General features: G+C 32.6%; 13 protein-coding genes, 1 tRNA gene and 1 pseudogene. 7 read left to right on the top strand and 8 right to left on the bottom strand.

The features are described from left to right. Positions 1-120 precede the first annotated feature (120 nt). The 4 genes and pseudogenes from carB to Mjas_RS06200 all read right to left on the bottom strand — a co-directional run bounded on the left by carB (position 121) and on the right by Mjas_RS06200 (position 6,131). Positions 121-3,420 (bottom strand): annotated as a pseudogene (carB, locus tag Mjas_RS06215) (carbamoyl-phosphate synthase large subunit). Between the two features lie 190 nt (positions 3,421-3,610). Further along, complete coding sequence (gene sucC / locus Mjas_RS06210; protein WP_421077311.1) at positions 3,611-4,696, bottom strand: ADP-forming succinate--CoA ligase subunit beta; 1,086 nt, start codon at positions 4,694-4,696, stop codon at positions 3,611-3,613. 376 nt (positions 4,697-5,072) lie between these two features. After that, positions 5,073-5,519, bottom strand: coding sequence for an aspartate carbamoyltransferase regulatory subunit (pyrI, locus tag Mjas_RS06205; protein ID WP_421077310.1), 447 nt, complete (start codon positions 5,517-5,519; stop codon positions 5,073-5,075). Positions 5,520-5,540: 21 nt separating this feature from the next. Beyond that, positions 5,541-6,131, bottom strand: coding sequence for a phospholipase D-like domain-containing protein (locus Mjas_RS06200; protein WP_421077309.1), 591 nt, complete (start codon positions 6,129-6,131; stop codon positions 5,541-5,543). Between the two features lie 97 nt (positions 6,132-6,228). Between Mjas_RS06200 and cobY the strand changes: the two genes are divergently transcribed. The 3 genes from cobY (at position 6,229) to dapF (ending at position 8,124) form a co-directional block, all read left to right on the top strand. Next, positions 6,229-6,816 (top strand): adenosylcobinamide-phosphate guanylyltransferase, encoded by a 588-nt coding sequence (gene cobY / locus Mjas_RS06195; protein ID WP_421077308.1) that lies wholly within the window; start codon positions 6,229-6,231, stop codon positions 6,814-6,816. 39 nt (positions 6,817-6,855) lie between these two features. Further along, positions 6,856-7,140, top strand: a complete 285-nt coding sequence (locus Mjas_RS06190) for a PRC-barrel domain-containing protein (protein ID WP_421078592.1) — start codon at positions 6,856-6,858, stop codon at positions 7,138-7,140. A gap of 81 nt (positions 7,141-7,221) precedes the next feature. Beyond that, positions 7,222-8,124, top strand: coding sequence for a diaminopimelate epimerase (dapF, locus tag Mjas_RS06185; RefSeq protein ID WP_421077307.1), 903 nt, complete (start codon positions 7,222-7,224; stop codon positions 8,122-8,124). Between the two features lie 38 nt (positions 8,125-8,162). Here dapF and asnB read toward each other — a convergent pair whose 3' ends face one another. Beyond that, complete coding sequence (gene asnB / locus Mjas_RS06180) at positions 8,163-9,725, bottom strand: asparagine synthase (glutamine-hydrolyzing) (RefSeq protein WP_421077306.1); 1,563 nt, start codon at positions 9,723-9,725, stop codon at positions 8,163-8,165. 139 nt (positions 9,726-9,864) lie between these two features. After that, a complete protein-coding gene (locus Mjas_RS06175; protein ID WP_421077305.1) occupies positions 9,865-10,626 on the bottom strand; it encodes a coenzyme F420-0:L-glutamate ligase in 762 nt (253 codons plus the stop codon). A gap of 154 nt (positions 10,627-10,780) precedes the next feature. Between Mjas_RS06175 and lysA the strand changes: the two genes are divergently transcribed. Next, positions 10,781-12,094, top strand: coding sequence for a diaminopimelate decarboxylase (gene lysA, locus Mjas_RS06170; RefSeq protein ID WP_421077304.1), 1,314 nt, complete (start codon positions 10,781-10,783; stop codon positions 12,092-12,094). Positions 12,095-12,642: 548 nt separating this feature from the next. Then, complete coding sequence (locus Mjas_RS06165; protein WP_421077303.1) at positions 12,643-13,230, top strand: DUF1847 domain-containing protein; 588 nt, start codon at positions 12,643-12,645, stop codon at positions 13,228-13,230. Between the two features lie 57 nt (positions 13,231-13,287). Here Mjas_RS06165 and Mjas_RS06160 read toward each other — a convergent pair whose 3' ends face one another. After that, a complete protein-coding gene (locus Mjas_RS06160; protein WP_421077302.1) occupies positions 13,288-14,241 on the bottom strand; it encodes a hypothetical protein in 954 nt (317 codons plus the stop codon). Positions 14,242-14,286: 45 nt separating this feature from the next. Beyond that, positions 14,287-14,375: transfer RNA gene (locus Mjas_RS06155), tRNA-Sec, on the bottom strand. 262 nt (positions 14,376-14,637) lie between these two features. Between Mjas_RS06155 and cdhD the strand changes: the two genes are divergently transcribed. Continuing rightward, positions 14,638-15,828, top strand: coding sequence for a CO dehydrogenase/acetyl-CoA synthase subunit delta (cdhD, locus tag Mjas_RS06150; RefSeq protein WP_421077301.1), 1,191 nt, complete (start codon positions 14,638-14,640; stop codon positions 15,826-15,828). Positions 15,829-15,946: 118 nt separating this feature from the next. After that, complete coding sequence (gene acsC, locus Mjas_RS06145; protein ID WP_421077300.1) at positions 15,947-17,413, top strand: acetyl-CoA decarbonylase/synthase complex subunit gamma; 1,467 nt, start codon at positions 15,947-15,949, stop codon at positions 17,411-17,413. Positions 17,414-17,510 lie beyond the last annotated feature (97 nt).

The following is a 17,510-nucleotide window of genomic DNA, read 5'->3' as shown; positions in this document are numbered from 1 at the left end:
TAATTGATATTTATTCAATAAAATAAAAAAATTTAGTAAATTAATTGATAATAATTATAATAATTATAACTATAATAATTAGATTAAAAAATAAAAATTATTATGTTTTATTATTTATTTTTATTTATTTTCAAGCTCATTCAAAGAATAAACTCCTAAATCTCCTTTTTTAATGGATTCTATCGCCTTAATTGTGGATAGTGCCCCTTGAATTGTTGTAATATATGGCAAGTTAAACTCCACTGCTGCCCTTCTAATGTAGTATCCGTCTGATTTTGCCTTGCTTCCTGAGGAGGTGTTTATAATTAAATCGATTTCTCCCTTCTGAATTAATTCAAGAATATTTCCAGTCATGCCCTCGGATATCTTTTTAACAACTTTTGCATCTATTCCTCCATTTCTAATCTCTTCCGCTGTTCCCCTTGTAGCCACAATATTGAATCCCAATTCATTAAATTTCTCGGCTATTTTAAGGACATGTTTTCTGTCTTTCTTTTTAACACTTATGAACACTGTTCCAGAAGTTGGGAGCTCCATGTTTGCAGATAGCTGTGCTTTATAATATGCCTTACCAAAGTCGGTATCAATACCTATTGCCTCCCCTGTTGATTTCATCTCTGGACTAAGGACAGGGTCCACGCCAGGTAGTTTTTGGAATGGGAATACTGCCTCTTTAACACTTACATACTTTGCCTCTGCCAATCCAACATATCCCATGTCTTTAAGTTTGTGTCCCATTATAACCTTTGTGGCAATCTTTGCAAGAGGAACTCCAACGGATTTACTTACATAAGGTATTGTTCTACTTGCCCTTGGGTTTGCCTCAATAATATAAACAATTCCATCCTTTATGGCATACTGTATATTTATCAATCCAACTACACCCAACTCTTTTGCAAGTTTTGTTGTGTAATCTACGATTGTATCTACGATATCCTTTGAAAGTGTCTGAGGTGGTATTACGCAGGCACTATCTCCACTATGAACTCCGGCTTCTTCGATGTGTTCCATAATTCCTCCAATAAACACATCTTCGCCGTCGCAAATAGCATCCACATCAACTTCAACTGCATCATCTAAAAACTTGTCAATTAATATAGGATGCTCGGAGGATACCTTTACAGCCTCTTTCATATAGTCCTTTAATTCATCCTCATTATATACGATTTCCATTGCCCTTCCACCGAGAACATAGGACGGTCTAACAAGCACAGGATAACCGATTTTTTCAGCAACTTTTAAGGCATCTTCTTCATTATATACCGTAGCTCCCTCAGCCTGAGGTATATTCAATTTTTTCAATATCTCGGAGAACTGCTCTCTATCCTCTGCTAAATCAATGGATTGAGGTGATGTTCCAAGTATATTTACACCAGCATTGTATAACTTCATAGCAAGGTTTATTGCGGTCTGCCCTCCAAACTGAACAACTACTCCCAACAACTCGCCGTTTTTATTTTCGTTTTCAATAATATTCATAATTTCCTCAAAGGTAAGCGGCTCAAAATAGAGTTTATCTGAGGTATCGTAATCTGTGGATACTGTTTCAGGGTTGTTATTTACAATTATTGCCTCAATTCCCATATCTTTTAAAGCAAATATTGCATGAACTGTTGAATAATCGAATTCTACACCCTGACCAATTCTTATAGGTCCTGAACCTAAAATTATTACCTTCTTCCTGTCCGATGGAACGCTTTCGTTCTGTTCGTCATAAAATAGATTTTCATAGCAGGAGTAATAGTATGGTGTTTTTGCTTCGAATTCAGCAGCACAGGTATCTACCATTTTATAAACTGGCACTACATTGAGCTCTTTTCTTAATTCTCTAATTTCCTTCTCGTCCTTGTTTAATAAATTCGCCAATTGAACATCGGAAAAACCAAGCATTTTTGCTTTAAGTATTACTTCTTTTAGTTTTTCGTTTTCTACCATGTGTTTCACCATAAATAATATAATGATAATTATTAAATTAATTCTTTAAATTAACTTAGATAAAACTTCGAGCTCCTTCTTCATATCAACAATATTTTTTATTTTCTTAATGAAAAATTCATTTATGTTTGTTAATTCGCATATTTCTGAAACTGTCCAGCCCCTATCAAGTGCCTCAGCTATTACAAATATTCTTTCATCAGTTGGATTTTTTAATATATCGTTGATTTCCTCGTTGGTATAGCTTATACCCTTGCCATCTCCAATTAAACCATGTCTTCCAATATCTAAACTTCTAATTGCCTTTTGAAGTGCTTCTTCAAGGGTCCTACCTATTGCCATTACTTCTCCTGTGGATTTCATACTTGTTCCTAAGTGCTTATCAACAGTTCTAAACTTGTCAAATGGCCATCTTGGTATCTTTACAACAACATAATCAAGAGTTGGCTCGAAGCTCGCAGGAGTTTCCTTTGTAACATCATTTTTAATCTCATCAAGGGTCATTCCAATGGCTATCTTAGCAGCTATCTTAGCAATTGGATATCCTGTTGCCTTACTTGCAAGTGCGGAGCTCCTACTTACTCTTGGATTTACCTCGATTACTCTATACTCAGTCATGTCTTTATTTACGGCAAACTGGACATTACAGCCCCCTTCTATCTTTAAGTGTCTTATGATTTTCAATGCCGCATTTCTAAGTCTTTGATGCACTTCATCACTTAGGGTCTGGGATGGAGCTACAACAATACTTTCTCCTGTGTGTATTCCCATAGGGTCTATGTTTTCCATATTACATACAACAATACAGTTATCCTTTGCATCCCTCATTACTTCGTATTCATATTCTTTCCATCCAAGAACGCTTTCATCTATTAAAACCTGATTGATGATAGAATATTTAAGACCTTTTTCAGTAATTTCTATTAGTTCCTCTTCGTTGTGGGCAATACCTCCACCAGTTCCTCCAAGTGTGAATGCAGGTCTAACTATCACAGGATAACCGAGCTCAGCTACTGCATCCAATGCCTCTTCAATTGAATTTACAGCATAAGATTTTGTTACTGGCTCACCTATTTCTTCCATAGCTCTGTTGAAGAGCTCCCTATCTTCACTTGTTTCTATTACTTCCACTTTTGAACCAAGCAATTCTACGCCGTATTTTTCTAAAACTCCCATTCTGTGGAGGTCCATGGCTAGATTTAATCCAGTCTGACCGCCCATCGTTGGAAGTATGGCATCAGGCCTTTCCTTCTCTATAATTTTTTCCACAATCTTTGGATGAAGTGGTTCAAGATAAACTTTATCTGCAATATTGGTATCAGTTTGGATTGTTGCAGGGTTTGAATTTACCAAAATAGTATATATTCCTTCTTCTCTCAACGACTTACACGCCTGAGAACCTGAAAAATCGAATTCTGCCGCCTGACCTATTACGATAGGTCCGGAACCTAATATCATTACCTTCTGTATATCATTCCTTTTCAAAATTCCACCTGTGATGATATATTTGTAATTGCTATAAAAATTATAATAATTATAATAAATTATAAATTAAATATATTTCTCATTATGGTTATAACAAATAGTATTTATTTTTAACTTTAATTTTTAATTTTAAAATAGTGTGATATTATAATATATTAATAAATAGATTTTTATGAAATATTATTGTAAGTTATGAATTAATCATTTCCATCAATTTTTTAGCGGCACCTTCCATTGAGCGTTCAAATGGGATGCCGTTTTCAGTTAATATTTTTCTTCCTTCTTCTTCGTTTGTCCCCATCATCCTTACGGCAAACTTTACATCTGGATGTTTTTTCAATACTTCAACAATGCCCTTTGCAACTTCATCGCACCTTGTAATACCTGCAAGCACATTTATAAATATACCTTTTACATCCCTTTCTAATACCTTTTCAAGTGCTTTTTTAACGGTCTCTTCATTTGCTCCGCCTCCAATATCTAAGAAACATGCTGGATTTCCACCATATTCTTTTACCATATCCATACTTGCAAGTGTGAGGCCAGCACCATTTCCTATGACTCCAATATCTCCATCGAGCTCTACATAGGCAAATTCAAGTTTATCTTTTTTACTATATTCTTCAAATTGGGTGTAGTCATGCCTATAATATGCATCATCATCCACATTCAAAACTGCATCAGCTGCGAGAGCTCTTCCATCTTCTGTAATTACAACAGGGTTTATCTCCACAAGCATTCCATCCATATCTTTAAATACATTGTATAATTTGTAAATTATATCTGCAACCTTCGGAATTTCATTTGAAGGAATTTCTGCATCTTTTAAAATATTTCTCGCAATATATGGTAAAAATTCATCCTGTGGATTAACATGGTATTTTATTATTTTTTCAGGATTGGTTTTTGCAACTTCCTCTATTTCTACCCCACCTTCTGTTGAAAACATGATTACTGGCTTTCTCTCTGCCCTATCTATTGTTATTCCTAAATAATATTCCTTTTTAATAGGAATTTTCTCTTCAATGAGGACTTTTTCAACTTTTTCTCCTTTTATATCTTTGTTTAATAATTCCTTGATTTTCTCATTAGCTTCATCCACGGTATCCGCAAATAAAATTCCACCGGCTTTTCCCCTTCCACCTACAAGAACTTGTGCCTTTATTACAGCAGGTTTGTCTAATTTTTCGATTTCTGTTGATGTTATGAATCCTTCTGGAACAGGTATTTTATATTTTTTAAATATTTCCTTTGCTTCATATTCATGTAATTTCACAATATCACCTTAATATTCCATATCCTTTCATATATCTTTCTTATCTTTCATCTATATCTTTTTCGTTATATTTCATTTTTTATTTTTTATCTATTATTATTTTTATTTCAATTAATTTATCCAATATCGGCGGGAAGACCCCGTCCGTAATGGCGGGGATGAGAGCCGACCAAAAATATAAATAATAGATATCATAAGATATAATATGTTAATGGGTGAAAACCAAGCCCATTCTACACTATCTCCATACACCTGCGGGAGGCGGGGGTGAGCCTGTGGAGAAGTGAGCCTCTACCTAGGTGTTAATAACTACCGATGATGGCAAGCTCGTTCAGTGAAGCAGGAAGCCCCTTCCTTACGGAAGGGGTACTTCACCTTATCGACATATTTCAATAGAATTTAAAAATTTTTCACAGTATGCACATCTTATTTTTAAAGGTTCTTTCTCTTCAACTTTAAATTTACCGGCAATATTTTCAATCTGAGTAATGCAGTTTGGATTTGTGCATTTTAATATACCTTCTATGGTGTCGGGTATTTCAACTTTAAATTTTCTTACAACAACTCCATCCTTTATTATGTTTATTGTGGCATTTGGAGATATAAGACTTATTTTATTTACATCTTCTTTTGAGAGCTCTATACCTTCTATCTTTAAAACATCTTTTTTTTCATTTTTTTCAGATGACACATTCATGGCAATAGTTACAGTTTGATTTTTATCTATGTTTAAAACCTTATAAACTTTTAATGCTTTTCCTTTGTTTATGTGGTCGATTACTGTTCCGTTTTCAATTGGCTTGACCTTTAAACTTTTTTTCATTTAATTCACCATATTATTGCATTATTTTATAGAACCCCATACTGACTCAAAATAATCTTTCTCTTTATTAACTATTTTTTTATCGATTATAGCAACACTAGATTCTCTATTTTCAAAAAGTGCTTTATCAGTCCAATTATGGCTTCCAAGCACTACTATTTCATCATCTACAATTATAAGTTTATTATGGGTTCTTTGGCGTTCAGTTAGTTTTACAGGTATTCGCTCACTACTTAGTAAATGTTTTATTAATTTATTGGATTCTACCTCTCCATCAAGTATAACTCTAACCATTACGCCTCTTTTTCTAGCATTTATAAGTTCATGTAGTATATCTTCTGTTTTTTTACATTTATATATTGAAAACATGATGATATTTATTTCTTTTTTAGCAGAAGATATGAGATTAAGAACATAGTAATAATATTTCTCATCGTTTAATAGTTCTATTTTGGTTTTTTTGGTTTGAGGGTTTATATTAGTTATGGATGAATTATTAGTTTTATCGGTTAATGCCAATATATCAATTTTCTTTGACAAATTAAAAACGAAATATAATAATACAACCAAAATTATCAAATTTGTTATAACTATATAACCTAATAATTCCATGATTTCCCTTTTTATTTTTTACATCATACATATATATTTTTATTATTGATATATGTTATTATAACTATTTATAATCATATAATATAACTGTGACAATATGGATGCGTTAATAATGGCTGGTGGAAAAGGCACGAGGTTAAATTTAGCTATTGAAAAACCTTTATTGCCCATTCTAAAAAAACCTATGATAGATTATGTTATTGAAGCGCTTTTAAAATCTAATATTAACAATATATATATTGCAGTATCAAAAAATACCTCAAAAACCGAGGAGTATTTGGCTAAAAAATACGACGATAATAAAAATATACATTTGATTAAAACATTAGGAATAGATTATGTTCATGATTTAAACGAATGTATAGTATATTTTTCAGAACCTTTCATGGTGCTATCCTGCGATATTCCCACAATCAAATCAAAAACCATAAATAAAATTATAAATCAATACCATAGTATAAAATCTAAAATAACTAATTTAGAATCCCTCTGTGTAGCTATTGAAAAAGATGCCTATCCAGGTAATCCCAGTATCGTGCTGAATGGCTATGTTCCATTAGGCATTAATATACTAAGTCCAAAGTATGGCGAACAAAGAGAAGAATTATATATAATTGATGAACCAATATTAAATATAAATACCTTGGAAGATAGAAACCTTGTTGAAAATCAACTGCTGGAATAAAATAATAATGATAATAATATATACGGTGAGTTTATGAGAATGAATGATACTAAAATTCCATTTAAAAGGTTATATGGAAAATCAATTGTAGGAAATATGGGGAGCATTATAGGAAAAGTAATTGATGTGGTAATTGATGAGAATACTGGAAAAATAATTTCATTAGATGTGGAACCATCAGACCAGAGCCCTATACCTCCATCTGATGACTGTTATAGATTAATACCATATAAAATAGTTTTAGCCATAAGGGATGTTGTTGTTATTGATGAATCAAAAATAAACAAGGTTAAAATCATAAGCAAAAGACCAAGTGCAGAATAATTTTTTATTATTATTTTATTTTTTAAATTTTTTGAAAATATTGAATATTTAAATAAGTAATTAAATAAATATGGTGATATGATGGACATAAAAGATTTAGAATTTACAAAAATGCACGGTCTTGGGAATGACTATATTGTAATAAATGAATTTGATGAGATAAAAATAAAAGAAGAAGACAAAGAAGAATTTTCAAGGAAAATATGTAGGAGAGGATTTTCAATTGGTGCCGATGGTGTCATATATGTCCAAAAACCAACCGATGATAAATACGATGTGAGGTTTAGGATATTCAACAGTGATGGGTCAGAAGCTGAAATGTGTGGAAATGGAATAAGGTGCTTCTCCAAGTATGTTTATGAGAGGATATTAAAAAAGAATCCCTTGAATGTAGAAACAAAGGGCGGTTTAAGAGTTTCTGAGATGGAGATAGAAAACGATATTGTAAAAACAGTTAAAGTATATATGGGAGCTCCGAAATTTAAACTAAAAGACATACCTATGAAGATAGAAGGGAAGTCCAAAGAGGATGAATTTTTAAATGAAAGTGTTAAATTAAATAATGATTTGATGGATGAAATTAAATTAAGCGTTGTAAATGTTGGGAATCCCCACGCTGTGATATTTGTTGAAGATAACGATATTACTATGGATTTTGCAAGAGATAACTTAAATATTTTAGGTAAAGAGATAGAAAACCACGAAGTATTCCCAGAAAGAATAAATGTCCATTTTATAGAGGTTATAAGTCCAGAAGAAATAAAAATACTTACATGGGAAAGAGGGGCAGGTTATACAACAGCATGTGGAACTGGAACAACGAGCTCAGTAATTATTGCCCATAAACTTGGAAAAACAGGAAGTAAGGTTTTAGCACATTTAGATGGTGGAGATTTGGAAATTGAAATTAAAGAAGATGGAGTTTATATGAAAGGGGATGCAGTTATTGTTTATGATGGGAAATTAATAGATATTGGATGGTAATATGAATGAATATATTATAAAATAAATTAAAAATTAAATTAATGCATATTCCTTATCTTTTCCATTAAAACATTTTCAAAGAATTCATTTATTTTCTTTTTTGAATATCCGTATTTTCTTGCAACGGCATATATCATTTTTTCGCTTCCGCTTCCATATTGTGCCGCTTTTTTAGGTCGATAAGCTATATAATCTGGAATATAATTTGAAGCAACATCCCTTAAAATTATTTTTCTTTCGGTATCATTTAGTTTATATTCGATAGGTAAGGACAGCCCCACTTCAACCACATCTTTATCTAAAAATGGAACCCTGAGCTCTACACCATTTGCCATTGTGCAGTGGTCATCCCTTTCAAGGTTTACTTTATAGATATTCATTACATCATTATGTAGTGATTTTTTAAGTTCTTCCTCTCCTTTTTCAGCCAATATTCTTCCATATCTATTATATCCACCGAATAACTCATCTGCACCCTGCCCTGATAATACCACTTTTATTCCATCTTCCTTAGCCATTTCAGAAGCAACATATATTGGGATACCCACTGCAAGTTTCATCAAATCTATTTCGTCAATGGCATAAGCCACATTTAAAAGGTATTTCTCATATTCCTCTGGCGGTATGATTTTTTTTCTGAATTTTAGACCCATATCCTTTGAAGCTTTTTCAGCATATTCTATATCTTCACTTTCTTCCGTGCCTACTGTGTATAGTATTACATCACAATACTCTGACGCCATTTTTGCTATAAGTGTGCTATCAACACCGCCAGAATAGATAATTCCAACCCTGTCAATTCCCCTAGTTCTCTTTGATACTGAGTCCCATAGTGCTTCTTCAAGTTCCTTTTTACAGGTTTCATAATCCGTGTTTGTATTGTAGTTATTTTCAAAATAATCCACTCTAATTTTTTGGATATTCTCCTCCACTTCATATTCATTTTCATTTAAGTCATATATCAACTGACTGTTTGGATTTAAACGAGATACTGGGTAATTGTATGCCTCTTCAAATGACATTCCGTCTATTTCCATCAGCAAATGCCATAATGCCTTTTTCTCAGAAGCAAAGGCAAAGTATTTATCCCTATTTATATAAAAAAGCGGCTTTACTCCAAAAATGTCCCTTCTTAACATTATCGTGTTTTTATTTTTATCATACAGGCAGTATGCATAATCTCCGTCGAGCTCATTTAATAAATCATCTTCGTAGGTATGGAGTATAACCTCTGTATCAGTATCAGTATTAATCCCATGGTCATTTTGCAAATCTTCCATTAATTCATAGTAATTATAAATTTCTCCGTTGCAGATTGTCCATATACTTTCGTCCTCGTTTGGGATTGGCTGACTTGCATGACCTACAATAGCCAGTCTGTTATGCCCTATACCCAATCTGTTGGATTTATTAACTGGTATCCTTACATCACTAAACTCTTTAAAATAAATAACTTCATCATCAAACATTAATCCAGAGCCATCTGGACCTCTATGTTTTAAAATCTTCATTCCATTAATTAAATATTCTAAAATCTTCTTTTTACAACTACTCGGGTCATCGTCGTCATCTTTTACGATTATTCCATTTATTGAACACATAATACATCACTAAATTTATGTTCTTTTTGAAATTTATTTATTTGGATAATGTCATTATAAAATTATATCTATATTATTTAATCTTTACTATTATTAATTAATATATATAAATTTTGCATGATTTATTATTTCCCATAGTCTATTGTCTAAAAACATCCTCTTCTTTTTTTCTAATTAAATCCTTCCCATTTCCATCAATAAAAGGAACTGGTGCGTTTCTTATAATTACAATAGGTATCCCTTCATTTGACTGCCCCATTACAACAGATGCAGTAGCCGCGAGCTCATCTGCTATTCCAACTTCTGTTGTATGAAGGGGTCTTCCAAATAAATCTTCTTCTCCTTTTCTGTCCCACAATGCACATACTCCGCTGACTCCTATTGCTACACCACAGGAACCTTTTCTAAATGGTCTTCCCATGCTGTCGTTTATTATTACTCCAACCTTTTTTCCAGTTTTTTCTTCAATCATTTTTCTGAGCTCAGCTGCACTTTTGTCGGGATTTTTTGGAAGAGGTTTTATAGCATCAAGAGAATTGCTTTCATCAACTCCGCTGTTTGCACATACAAAACCGTGCTTTGTTTCTGTAATTATGAATTTTTCACCAACTTTAACTATTTCATTTGATTCATCCAGTATTACTTGCACAACTTCAGGGGATTTGTCCAACTGCTTTGCAAGCTCATAAGCTTCTTTGGATGGTTTTATATCATCTTTTTTTAATATGTTTCCTTCAAGTTTTGATATGATGGTTTCTGCTATAATTATTATGTCCTTATCTTCTATTGGGTAGCTTGAAATTAAATCGGCGAGATAATTAAGCCCTAACTCTTCATCTCCTGAGATTATCGGTATTTCTAATCCTATAACTTCCATTCTTCTTTTTTCTTTTATTACCATAGTTTCCCTTATAAAATTAATCATCATTTAAATACTATTTAAATACCATATATTGCATAAATCATCCTACCTAATAGTATAAATAATAAAAAGATATTTGTTAAAATAAAATTAATAAAATTAATAAAATATAAACATTTACATGGGTGAGAATATGAAATTTCTTGGAAATGAAATGATAACTGTTGAAGATGGTGTTTTAAAAATAGATGGATATGATGCAACTGAACTGGCAAAAGAATACGGCACACCACTTTATGTAATGAGTGAAAGCCAAATTGTTAAAAACTTTACAAGATACATTGAGGCATTTAAGGAATACACTGAAAAAACAGGAAAAGAGTTTATTGTAGGATACGCATACAAGGCAAACTCAAACTTGGCAATTACAAGATTGCTATCAAAATTAGGATGCGGTGCCGATGTTGTAAGTGGAGGGGAGCTCTACACTGCAAAGCTTTCAAATGTTCCATCAGAAAAAATAGTATTCAACGGAAACTGTAAAACAAAAGACGAAATAAAAATGGGGATTGAGGCAAATATAAGGTCATTTAATGTGGATAGCATAAGCGAATTAATATTGATAAATGAAACTGCAAAGGAAATGGGAAAAGTTGCAAATATTGCATTTAGAATAAATCCAAATGTAAATCCAAAGACACATCCAAAAATTTCAACAGGATTGAAAAAGAACAAATTTGGACTTGATGTTGAATCAGGAATTGCAATGAAAGCAATTAAAATGGCAACAGAAATGGAAAATGTAAATATTGTAGGAATACACTGCCACATAGGTTCCCAATTAACGGACATTACGCCCTTCATTGAAGAAACAAGAAAAGTTATGGATTTCGTCGTTGAATTGAAAAAAGAAGGAATTGAAATAAAAGATGTTAATTTAGGCGGTGGATTAGGTATTCCATACGACAAAAACACAGAAATTCCAGTTCAAAAGGATTTGGCTGATGCTATAATAAACACAATGATGGAATATAAGGATAAAATCGAGCTCCCAAATTTAATACTTGAACCTGGAAGAAGTTTAGTTGCAACAGCTGGGGTATTGCTTGGAAAAGTGCATCATATTAAAGAAACTCCTGTTGCAAAATGGGTAATGATTGATGCTGGTATGAACGACATGATGAGACCAGCAATATATGAATCATACCACGAAATAACTCCATGCGTCATAAGGGGAAATGAAAAGGAAGTTGTAAATATTGCAGGTGGTTTATGTGAGAGCTCAGATGTATTTGGAAAAGATAGGGAGCTCACAAAAATAGAAGTGGATGATATAATTGCCATATTGGATGTTGGGGCCTATGGTATAAGCATGGCAAATAACTACAATGCAAGAGGAAGACCAAGAATGATATTAACAAGTGAAAAGGGAGTGTTTATCATCAGAGAAAAAGAAACCTATGCAGATTTGCTTTCAAAGGATATTGTGCCTGATTATTTATTATAATTAATTATAATCGATTTGATTTATATTATCATTTAATTATTTTTTATTTTAATTTCTTATAATTTTAATATATAAATCTGACCTACTCCAACGAGTGAACTCGTTGGGTTCTCGCTTACGGTAGTAAGCGAGCAACGAAATCACGAAGTGATTTCGTCTAATTTTAGTAGGGTTTAACCCTACACGGGTGGCCAAGCCCACTACCCCTATCTCCGTTTAGGAGATTCAGGGCTACCTTTTGAATTTCCAAACACTACCAGCGGTAGAGTTTTCGATAACCCTACCCATAGATACTTGGACTGGTAGCGTTACTTACTACTAATCTTCACATATTTATATTTTACTACTTACTAGCCGATATAATGTCCCGCCTCTCATCCAATCTCGTAAGAGATTTTACAAAACTATGTTTTGTATAACGATTAAAATCGTTGGCTTTCTCGGCGGTTTATCGTAAAATCTAGTTTTTAATTGTTGATAAGTTTATTTTCAAAGTAATGGATGTATAAATATATTTAAACAAACATATAATAAAGAAAGGTAAAACAATGAAATGTGCAGTATGCGATAAAAAATTATGTGCAGATGGAAAAAACTGCTGTAAAAAAGAAATTAGCGAAAAGGTCATGAAAGAATATAAAAAAGATGAAAATTTAAAAATAGCAACAGTTTCATCATACATTGAAGGAACTTACTATATGAAAAAGAACAGATTGGAAGAGATTATAGAATTTTGTAAATTGATGGAATGTAAAAAAATTGGAATAGTTTTCTGTATTGGATTGGAAAATGAAGCAAAAACTTTGGATAAGATTTTATCAAACTATTTTAAAACATACTCCGTATGTTGCAAAGTTTGCGGAATTGATAAGGATAAGCTCAACCTAACAAAAATAAATCCCAACAATAGAGAATCCATGTGCAATCCCATAGCTCAGGCTGAAATTTTAAATGAAAAAGAGACAGATTTAAACATTATTGTAGGTCTGTGTATTGGACATGACATATTATTTCAAAAATATTCAAGAGCCCCTGCAACAACATTTTTAGTTAAGGATAGAATTTTAGCACATAATCCGGGGGGAACTCTATATAGTAAATACTATATGAAGAATATATTCAAAGATTCAAAATAAATTAGATATTACATACTACTTATTTACTACTGCTTATATTGCGTTTTATTTATCGTTCTACTGTTTTATTCTATTTTCTTGAAATTCTTTGAACAACTTAAACTCATCGTTATCAAGAGGGTATATTTTAATTTCGATATCGTTAAAAATGCAGAAATTTTTAATATATCTGTATGCTTTATCTCCATCATAGTCTTCAAAAAATGCATAAACAGGTTTTTTTTCGTTGGATACAATATACATATTTTTATCGATTTCTATTAATGAGGGTTTTTCTGTTAAAACATTTACCAATGAATCATTTTTAATTATTTTAGTTCCTTTTTCTTTTATTTTTTTAATTAATTCCTCAAATGATACTTGAGTTTTTAAAAGAGCATTGGAGTATTTTTCCACATAACTATTAAATGTGTTAAGGGGTATTTTCTTAATAAATGCGGTAATTTCACTAACTGCAAACACAGTTTTTATTTTTCCAAGTGCTTTTTTTCCTTCAAGTGTTTTATTTTTCGACTCATATATGGCAAATAGTTCATCACAGTTTTTGAATATCAATGTTCCTTTATCGGATTTGTATCTTTTCGGTATTAAAATTACTTCGTATAATCCTATTCCCACATAATTATATATATTTGTATATAGGTTTATTGAAATGCCATTTTCAGCATTTACGTCTGGTTTTACATTAGATGATATTGACCCATATATTTCATTTAGGAGCTCAGGTTTTGAGGCAGTTGGTGTGGAATTACTATTTAATTCACTATCTATAACTTTTTTAATGTCTTCATTTGAACATTTATATATTTCAATTGAAAATATATCAGGTAGGTTTTTCAATATTGTTTTTAAGTCAGATTTCTTTCCACCCCAGATTGAGAACGTTAGTTTTGAATCAATATAAAATAACATTCCATTATCTATTTTTATAAATCCAGTAAAGTCTTGCAAAAAAGAAATGGCATTTTTAAAATCTGATAAATCACCAGTTTTGGAATATATTTTTTTCATAATTCCCCTCAAACACTGGAAAATAAAATAGACATATATAAAAAACGGCGCTGGGGGGGAATCGAACCCCGAGTTCAAACGAACTTGACGGATCTGAAGTCCGCCCTGTGCCACCAGGCACAGCACCCCGCGCCACATTATAGTATTACTATTTATATTATTCAACCATAATTATTTTACGGCTCCTTTTAACCATTATAATTTCTAATATATATCTTTTTCTATTCTATAATACTTAAAAAAATGTTTATAATTGAGAAATATATCTTTAATTAATCTTTAATAGCTTATTTTAAGCTTTATGATATCGCCTCATTCAAAAGATTTATATATAACTTTTTTTAGAATATCTATTAATTTGTAATGATTTATAATGATAGATTTTTCGGTGATTATATGGACTTTGATGCACTAATAAAACTAGTGGAAAAAGTAGGTAGGGTAGAAATAGACAATATTGAGATTACCGCAGATGAACTGGTAATAAATATACCATCGGCTCCACCTGTGGTAATACCTCAAACACCAGCACTAAAAGAAACACTTGTAGAAGCCGGATTAAGTAAAGAATTGAAAATAGAAATTCCAGAAGTAGATTGGGAAACTCCAATAAATGAATACAAAGGATATATACGAGAAGTTCAGTTTGGAAAACCAAAATCAGAAGGAGGAAGAGGAAAAGTTGTAAAAATTGGAGGTCAAAAGGCATTGTATAGATTTGAAGAACCTCAGCCACATGCACCTGTGGTAACATTTGATATATTTGACATGCCTATGCCAGGACTTCCAAAAAATGTTAGGCAGTATTTTGAGGATGTCATGCACGACCCTGCTGAATGGGCTAAAAAGTGTGTGAAAGAATTTGGGGCAGATATGATTACAATACACCACATATCAACAGACCCAAAAATAAAAGATACTCCTGCAAGAGATGCTGCTAAATTAATGGAAGAGTTATTGCAGGCAGTGGATGTTCCATTTGTAATTGGAGGTAGTGGTGACCCTAAAAAAGACCCAATAGTATTGGAAGCATGTGCAGAAGTTGCAGAGGGAGAAAAGTGCTTACTTGCATCGGCAAACCTTGATTTAGATTATAAAAAGGTTGCAGATGCTGCTATGAAATACGACCACAATGTGCTATCATGGACAATTATGGACCCAAACATGGCTAAGGACTTAAACAGGAAATTAATATCCCATGGACTTGATGGAGATAGGATTGTAATGGACCCAACAACCTGTTCATTGGGATATGGTGCTGAATTCTCAATAAATGCCATGACAAGATTAAGGTTGGCAGGATTGAAAGGGGATGAGCTCGTAAATATGCCAATGTCATCAGGAACAACAAACGCCATTGGGGCAAGGGAAGCATGGATGGCAAACCCTGAATGGGGCGATAGGACATACAGGCTTCCATTATGGGAAATTACAACAGGTTTAACTATGCTTTTAAGTGGTGTAGATATATTCATGATGCTTCACCCACTTTCAATATCAGTATTAAAAGAATTTGGTAAAACACTAATTACAAAACCGGGAGAGGTAAAAATAAACACGGACAATTACGAATGGATAAGGGCATAATATTATTATTTATTACCCCCATATTTCCAGCTTATTCATTTATTATTAATTGTTCATTTAATTTATCTATCATCTATTACTCATTATATTACTCCATATCTATTTATTGGTGATAATAATGGCAAAAGTAAGTGCTATGGATATTTATAAACTCCTACCAAAAACGAATTGTAAAAAATGTGGCGAATCTTCCTGTATGGCTTTTGCAACAAAATTGCAGAATAAAAAGGCAATGGTTGAACACTGCCCTATAATGAACACGCCAAAATTTGAAAAAAATAAAAAGAAACTTATAGAGATGCTATCCCCACCTGTAAAGGAAGTTTGGTTTGGTCATTCAGATAAAAAATGTGTCATGGGTGGAGACGAGGTAATGTATAGGTATGAGCTCTCATTTTTCAACCAGACTCCCCTTGGTGTAGATATATCAGATAATTTATCAGAAGAGGAAATAAAAAGCAGGGCAAAATATGTTGAGGATTTTGTATTTGAAAGAACTGGGGAAAAATTAAAATTGGATTTCGTTGCCATAAGGAACGCATCTAATGACCCTGAAAAGTTTAAAAAGGCAGTTGAGATTGTTCAGGAAGCTACAAAGTTGCCTATTGCATTATGCTCACTTAATCCCGATAATATAGAAAAAGCTTTGGATGTTGTTAAATCAAAACCTATGATTTATGCAGCTACAAAGGATAACTTTGCAGAGCTCCTTAAAATGCTGATAGCAAAGAAAGAAGCTGGAAAGGAGTTTGCACTAGTTTTATCCTCAGATGATATAAAAACATTAAAGGGCATGGCTAAGGAATGCGTTAAGTATAGTATTGAAGATTTGGTTTTAGACCCTCACACAACACCTGAAAACATTGCAGAAACACTTGATAAGTTTGTAATGATAAGAAGAAGTGCAATAGAACGAGGGGATAAATTATTGGGATACCCAATATTGGGACTCCCAATAAACACCTATATGTATGTTTTAAATGGAAATAATCCAATAAATCAATTTATAGAAGAACCTGACAAAGCCGCAGGAGTTATGGAAGCCAGAACGGCAAATGCAATGTTGAATAGGTATGCCGATGTAATGATTCTCCATGGAACTGAGGTATGGGAATTAATGCCAATACTTACACTTAGACAGGCAATATATACCGACCCAAGAAAACCTCAGGCAGTTGAACCTGGATTATATCCAATAGGAAACCCAGATGAAAACAGCCCTGTAATTATGACTACGAACTTCTCATTAACATTCTACACGGTAACAGGAGACTTTGAGAAAGATGGTGTTAAATGCTGGCTCTTATCGATGGATACAGAAGGTAAAGCGGTGGATGTTGCAGTTGCTGGTGGTCAATACTGCGGTGAAAATGCTAAGAACCTTATAGAAGAAACCGGTGTAGCGGAAAAGGTAAATCATAAGATAATAATACTCCCAGGATTGGCAGCTCCTGCAAGAGGAGATATTGAAGAAAAAACTGGGTGGACATGCGTAGTTGGAACAAGGGATTCCTCACAGGTGGGTGATTTCTTGAAGAACAACTGGGAAAAAATATTGAATGAATGGAAATCCAAAAATGCATAAATTTATATTATTTTATTTTTTGAAAAGGTTTAAATAAATACTGGATACCCAAGTATTATAAAAAACTAAGTGGTGTTTCCAGTTGAACTGTATACAT

Source organism: Methanothermococcus jasoni (assembly GCF_049075655.1).
Taxonomy (GTDB): domain Archaea; phylum AGJL01; class Methanococci; order Methanococcales; family Methanococcaceae; genus Methanofervidicoccus.
This window is presented reverse-complemented; position numbering and strand designations above follow the sequence as displayed.

Coding starts and splice junctions, on each gene's coding strand:
- pyrI (WP_421077310.1), bottom strand. CDS start 5,519: ATGAAAAAAAGTTTAAAGGTCAAGCCAATTGAAAACGGAACAGTAATC.
- Mjas_RS06200 (WP_421077309.1), bottom strand. CDS start 6,131: ATGGAATTATTAGGTTATATAGTTATAACAAATTTGATAATTTTGGTT.
- cobY (WP_421077308.1), top strand. CDS start 6,229: ATGGATGCGTTAATAATGGCTGGTGGAAAAGGCACGAGGTTAAATTTA.
- Mjas_RS06190 (WP_421078592.1), top strand. CDS start 6,856: ATGAATGATACTAAAATTCCATTTAAAAGGTTATATGGAAAATCAATT.
- dapF (WP_421077307.1), top strand. CDS start 7,222: ATGGACATAAAAGATTTAGAATTTACAAAAATGCACGGTCTTGGGAAT.
- asnB (WP_421077306.1), bottom strand. CDS start 9,725: ATGTGTTCAATAAATGGAATAATCGTAAAAGATGACGACGATGACCCG.
- Mjas_RS06175 (WP_421077305.1), bottom strand. CDS start 10,626: ATGGTAATAAAAGAAAAAAGAAGAATGGAAGTTATAGGATTAGAAATA.
- lysA (WP_421077304.1), top strand. CDS start 10,781: ATGAAATTTCTTGGAAATGAAATGATAACTGTTGAAGATGGTGTTTTA.
- Mjas_RS06165 (WP_421077303.1), top strand. CDS start 12,643: ATGAAATGTGCAGTATGCGATAAAAAATTATGTGCAGATGGAAAAAAC.
- Mjas_RS06160 (WP_421077302.1), bottom strand. CDS start 14,241: ATGAAAAAAATATATTCCAAAACTGGTGATTTATCAGATTTTAAAAAT.
- cdhD (WP_421077301.1), top strand. CDS start 14,638: ATGGACTTTGATGCACTAATAAAACTAGTGGAAAAAGTAGGTAGGGTA.
- acsC (WP_421077300.1), top strand. CDS start 15,947: ATGGCAAAAGTAAGTGCTATGGATATTTATAAACTCCTACCAAAAACG.